Raw genomic sequence first — 5,723 nt, forward strand, 5'->3', positions numbered from 1 at the left:
GTAAATGCAATATCTGCCTATCCGAATCCCATGAAGGATCATCTCAATATCAAGATCACGCAGGATGATAAACCAGTGATTGCTGCAAACCACATAGATATCTTCAATATCAAGGGTCAGTTAATCCGCTCTCTAAAACTGACGAAAGGTGAAACGGTATGGGACGGTAAAGACAGCGAGGGAAAACCATGTCCCAAAGGGATATATCTGCTCCGCTACCAATATGGCACAAGCCATGTAACCAAAATATGCAAAACCCATTAGGAGGGAAAAATGAAACAATCAATGCTTATTCTACTCATTTCGATTATGGCTGCTCTCTGCAGCATGGCATTTGCCCAGAGCGGATACGTATATAACGAGAGCCTGCCGATTGTTCGTATAGCTTCCAGATCTATTTATGTATGCTCCGATAACAGTGTAGTAGTATTGTCTAGCGTCGATGATACTATGGATGAGTGGTGGTATTATCATTTAGCTATCACCAAGCTTGATCCATACGGCAACCTGCTCTGGAGGCAATGGCTGAATCCCAGTGGTTGGCCAGCATGTACAATTACCGGAGTTGATATTGATGCAGAGGATACCGTAACCTTTATCGTCACCTGGATTGGGAGTAGCGTAATTCAATTGGCAACCATAGATAGTGACGGGGTGGTTGCTCCCTTATCTGATCCTATAGATCTCCCTTATTTTTCAATAACTTTCAACAAGGCACTACGCACCCCAAACAATGAAATTGTCGCCGTGGGCAAGGCTTACCAACATGATTGGGTTTTATGGCCTGATGTGTCGTCTGCCTGCTATTTCCGCTTTTCCAGTGCGGGAGATACTCTTGCTACAGCTTTCTGGCCTGTTGATCAGGGAAGTTCAGAACTGGTAGCTGAAGCCTATGATCTGGCTCTGATGGATAATGGCAATATCTTGATTGCCTGTAGATTGCACACTTATAACTGCTCTATCTTGGAAGTCAATCCCGATGGTACGCTTGTTAACCGATTTGATTTACAGGGAGAATACCATTCTTATAATGTGGCTATATGCAGAGAATCCAACAATGCATCATACATTATAGCTTACGTAATGGGTGAGTATCCCGATCATAGCATTCAAGTTGATAGATTTGAAAACGGAGTGTTTGAACCTCTCTTTAGCATATCTTTGTCACGCTTCTTTGTAAACTCAATGATATTGGGGACAGATAATATATATCTATGCGGGAAATTGGGCCTTTATGGTTCTTTACTAAGTTTGACCTACAGTGGAGAATTAAACTGGTCATGGGAACAAGAGGGAGGTAACATGTGCGAAGTGGATTGGAAATATGGCTCCCGCTCGGCTGCATTACTCGCACTCGACAATGAAGACTGCATCTATTGGGCTTGGGGCGATGATCTGTATGGAGCACAAATAATAACCAAGCTCTTGCCCAATGGGCAATTGCCAATAGAGGATGAGGTCCAGACTCCTCCTGTAAGCACTATATCGGCATATCCGAATCCGATGAAAAACCACGTCAGCATAAAAATAGTGCAAGATGATCAGATGATTCGAAACGACAACATAGATATCTTCAATATCAAAGGGCAGCTTGTCCGCTCCCTGAAACTGGTAAATAACGAAACAAACTGGGACGGTAAGGACAAACAAGGACGAATTTGTCCCAATGGTATTTACCTACTCCGTTCTTCTAATCGCAACACACATACAACAAAAATATGCAAAACCCGTTAGGAGGAAAAAATGAAAAAGATTATTATTACGCTATTCAGTCTGCTGGTCGGGATATTGTGCTATGCTCAACCAGGTTATATCAGCACGATATTGATAGACTCATTAGAAGAATTTACCCCAAAAACAGTTTATATCTGCTCTGATAATAGCGTTGTGATCCTTGGTAATGCAGGTTTCATGTTTGACATGGGTCAATTCTGGGATTACGGACCCTTAATAATAAAACTTGATCCCCAAGGCAATTTAATGTGGCATCAAATGGTTGATTGCAACACATTTCCTACAGAAATTGTTGGTATTGAGATAGACGAAAACGATGTGACGCATTTTATTATTAGCAAACCATTCAGTTATAGGATTGGCTTTATTGACGCAAACGGATCATTTGTACTACATGAGGAAAAGTCGTTTTCTTATCAGCCTCATTTCAATAAAGCTATTCGCATGCCCAGTGGGGAAATTTTGGCCTGCGGGAGAATTCGTGAGTCTCAGAACTATGAGTTTAGTGCTGCTTTTTTTAGGATGAGTGCACTTGGTGATTCTTTAGCTGCCAGTTATTATCCCCCAGATACCCTAAATAGCACTCTGGATATTACCGGGCGAAACATGGTGCAAAAAGACGATAACTCGGTCTATATTGCCTGCTATCTGGGTTCTGGTGATTTGAGTATTTTGCATGCAGATCTGGATGGAGTTATTATTAACCGATACGACATTAGTGGCTCAAGCCAATACTTTGGCATGTCGATGTTTTGTAATTCCGATTCATTGATGGTGTATACGGTAGAAGCTATTGACCTGAATTTCAGCACGATTTTAAGTACTATTGATGCAATGGGAGACTTGCAGTCCTACAGTATTGGATCCGATTTCTACGGAATTTGCTCGGTGGCATCCACACCAGATTTTTTTGTTTTGCTTGGAAGTCATCAAATGGAAAGAGCCAAACTGGCAAAATATGATTATAGCCTACAAAATATCTGGTCTGTGGATTACAATGAGATTGCTCTGTGGTCTCACGGCTCTTTTTATGAGCATAATACAGATATTCTAAAATTTGATCAACAAGGCTGCATTTACTTTGTTGGAATTGTGAACTTTACGGATATCGCAGTGATGAAGCTTTTGCCTAATGGACAAGTGCCAAACCTGGACGAAGTCCAAGCCACAACTTTATCTCCTATCACAGCTTATCCAAATCCCGCACAAAACTCTGTTACCATCGAGCTGGGATATGGTGAGCTCAACAAAGCACCAGGCAACTGTATCGAGATATTCAATATCAAGGGGCAGAAAGTTAGAAGTATCCCAATGGGTAACGCAGCCAGTCCTATCGCTCATATAGTGTGGAATAGACGGGATAATGAAGGCAGGAGGTGTCCCACAGGAGTATATCTGATTCGTGAAACAAACAATCCACAGAATACCAAAAAAATAACCCTAGTAAAATAGGAGATTATCATGAAAAAATTAATTCTTTTCGCCCTTTGCATTATGTTGGGAAGTCTTTTATTCGCTCAAACAACGGTTTTTCGCACCGTAACTATTGATTCGTTAACCTTAGCAGACATGAGGAACTCAGTATCAAATTCATCAAGCGAGTATTACGATGAATTCTTATATCAGAATCGGACAAGTTCCACCCAACAGGAATATGAACCAGAGTTTCCAGATTCACCGTCATCAAGCTCATCACCATATGATCCTGGCCCAGACTATTTGAGGATCAAACATTCTGCATATCTATTGAAAAATGCAATTTTTGGAAGTTCCCAGCTGACGAATCTTGAAACCATAAACTTAAATATTGCTTCAATTACCGATGATCTCTCTCTATTGTCAGCATCTTTTACAGACACATTGGTTGAATGTACAGATAGAGCACTTAAGTTGGGTTATCTTGCCATAAACGCTTCGATGCTATATGATTGTTTGTATCATTATTATCAAAACATGGACACATCCGATCCTTATTACGCACCTTATGATGAGAACTTAGGAAAATTGAAGAATGTAATGTTAATGTGCACAGATTTAATGATGAGTTCTGAAGCATATTACAGATTAATATTTGAAAATCCAGGCAGCTTCCCAAATTCATACAACAAGTATCAACACGGTTATTGGGCTCATAATTTCCCAAGTAGTGCCCAACCTGAGCATCCAGGATTCAGTTTAATTCAATACAGATTATCGATGTATGGCGCATTAGGATTGACTTCATTGTTGCTGTCTGTGACCGATTCCAGTATTGAAGACGAAATGTTAGACATTGTGTCATATGTGGACAGTATGCTGGTTACAGCAGAAATACCATTAACTTTCTCAGATGAGTATAAGAAGGCTGGCATGTTGGCTTTTCATACTTCGAATAGCGGAGCATATTTTGAGAGCATGTGCTATATGAATTTTCTCATGCAACATTTATCACCATACTTTGTGGCCAGAAAAAGACTATCAAACAACAACGTAAATTACTTCGATAATCCATACATAGTATCATGGATCACTGATATGACACAAAAGGTATCACCCACAGGGGAAGACTGGGCATACAATGATTCTAAATACTTAGAAGCGATAACTCCTTGTATTGCATATGCCTTCTATCAAAATACGTCTGAATCCCAAAACATTAGCAGTAAATGTTCATGGTACATTCGCACAAAAAAAGATTGGGGATTTGGATCGTTAATAGAAAACGGCCACATAGAAAGTAGTAAATTTTATGTTTTGTACTTTTCAGACCCTTATAAATTCCCCAAGATGTTAAATAGCAATGATATACCAAATGTGATCAGTGAGGGGTCATGGTCGAATTCCGAGTTTTCAGTTCTTACGGCATTGCCTGATGTGCCCGCAGTTGATAGTGCAGTGTACCGATCAAAACCAACCATGCAAATAACTCATGAAAACAGCTTTTCTGGCTATCATAGTCAGGCTGATCAATCCAGCTATTCGTTTTTCTATAATGGTAAGCAGTTTCTTATTGATCCTGGTTATTACCGTACAGGTTGGAACGATGGAAGGACTTTTTGTCGATCACCATATGCACATAATATGCTCATCGTAAATCCATCTGAAACAGCACAAAATGATTTACTAAACAACTTGGGTGGTAACTATCGGCCGTTAAGTGCTTTTCAATATTACGAAAAAGAGACTGTGACTCCAGAAGAGATGGTCGAAGACCCTTGTTTTAGAGAATACTTCCAAAAAAGTCCCGATTTAGACATACTTAGCCTAAAACTTGGGTACCGCAATTCTGATAATAACTCTCTGCCACTGGCGCAACAAATACAAATAGCAAGTCTATCACGATCGTTTGTCAGAGACAAGGACTTGTTTGTTGTCTTTGATGATGTTACTTCACATGACGAAGAGAATTTCTATGACTACTGGAATCTCTTGCAATTTGGGGTACGTCCGAGTTCAGAGGCAGACATTGAATTAAATAACAATGTGTTCTCAGTAAAGCGAGACTCTGGGTCCGGGTTTGATTACCTGGAAATTGCTTGTGGATCCTTTTCACCATATTATTCGGGAACCGTTAAGGAAACTTCTGTGAATTCATTAGATTTTCCAAATTGTGCAAATTTGCCTTATGATAGTCATATTCGGGGTAAACAAGTCGCAACTGCAGCTCAAAATCCAAAGTTTATTACAGTTTTAGCCCAAAGATCAGGTGGTACTCCCAGAGTGCTTGATTCTGTTACCGTAATTGATTCCATATATTGTACTGCTGTTACAAGTGTATCAAGTAGCGTACCGGCTACGGAAACCTTAACACTTATTGGATGTACTGATGGGGCTGATCAGGCAATTGATATATTAGATACTGCTATTGAGACAGATGGAAAAATGTTTATGGCTACTAAGTATAGAGATGCTCCGTCTATCTCTTTAGATCGATCCATTGTTTTGTTAAATGGAGAATACCTGCAAGTTGATGATACTGATCTCTTGCGTTTGTACAACAGTGATATAAA

At 39.9% G+C, this 5,723-nt stretch carries 4 protein-coding genes; all 4 read left to right on the forward strand.

What is annotated here, in order from left to right; all coding sequences use genetic code 11:
• Positions 1-264: T9SS type A sorting domain-containing protein (locus LHW48_10010; protein ID MCB5260783.1), on the forward strand; the 264-nt coding region annotated here is incomplete at its 5' end.
• Between the two features lie 9 nt (positions 265-273).
• Positions 274-1,734, forward strand: coding sequence for a T9SS type A sorting domain-containing protein (locus LHW48_10015; protein ID MCB5260784.1), 1,461 nt, complete (start codon positions 274-276; stop codon positions 1,732-1,734).
• Between the two features lie 9 nt (positions 1,735-1,743).
• On the forward strand, positions 1,744-3,186 hold the full coding sequence (locus LHW48_10020) for a T9SS type A sorting domain-containing protein (GenBank protein ID MCB5260785.1): 1,443 nt from the start codon (positions 1,744-1,746) through the stop codon (positions 3,184-3,186).
• A gap of 9 nt (positions 3,187-3,195) precedes the next feature.
• The coding region (locus LHW48_10025) for a heparinase II/III-family protein (GenBank protein MCB5260786.1) at positions 3,196-5,723 on the forward strand (2,528 nt) is incomplete at its 3' end.

The organism is Candidatus Cloacimonadota bacterium (assembly GCA_020532355.1).
Lineage (GTDB): Bacteria > Cloacimonadota > Cloacimonadia > Cloacimonadales > Cloacimonadaceae > UBA5456.

Excerpts from the sequence above, each read along its gene's own strand:
- LHW48_10015 (MCB5260784.1), top strand. The coding sequence starts at position 274 with ATGAAACAATCAATGCTTATTCTACTCATTTCGATTATGGCTGCTCTC.
- LHW48_10020 (MCB5260785.1), top strand. The coding sequence starts at position 1,744 with ATGAAAAAGATTATTATTACGCTATTCAGTCTGCTGGTCGGGATATTG.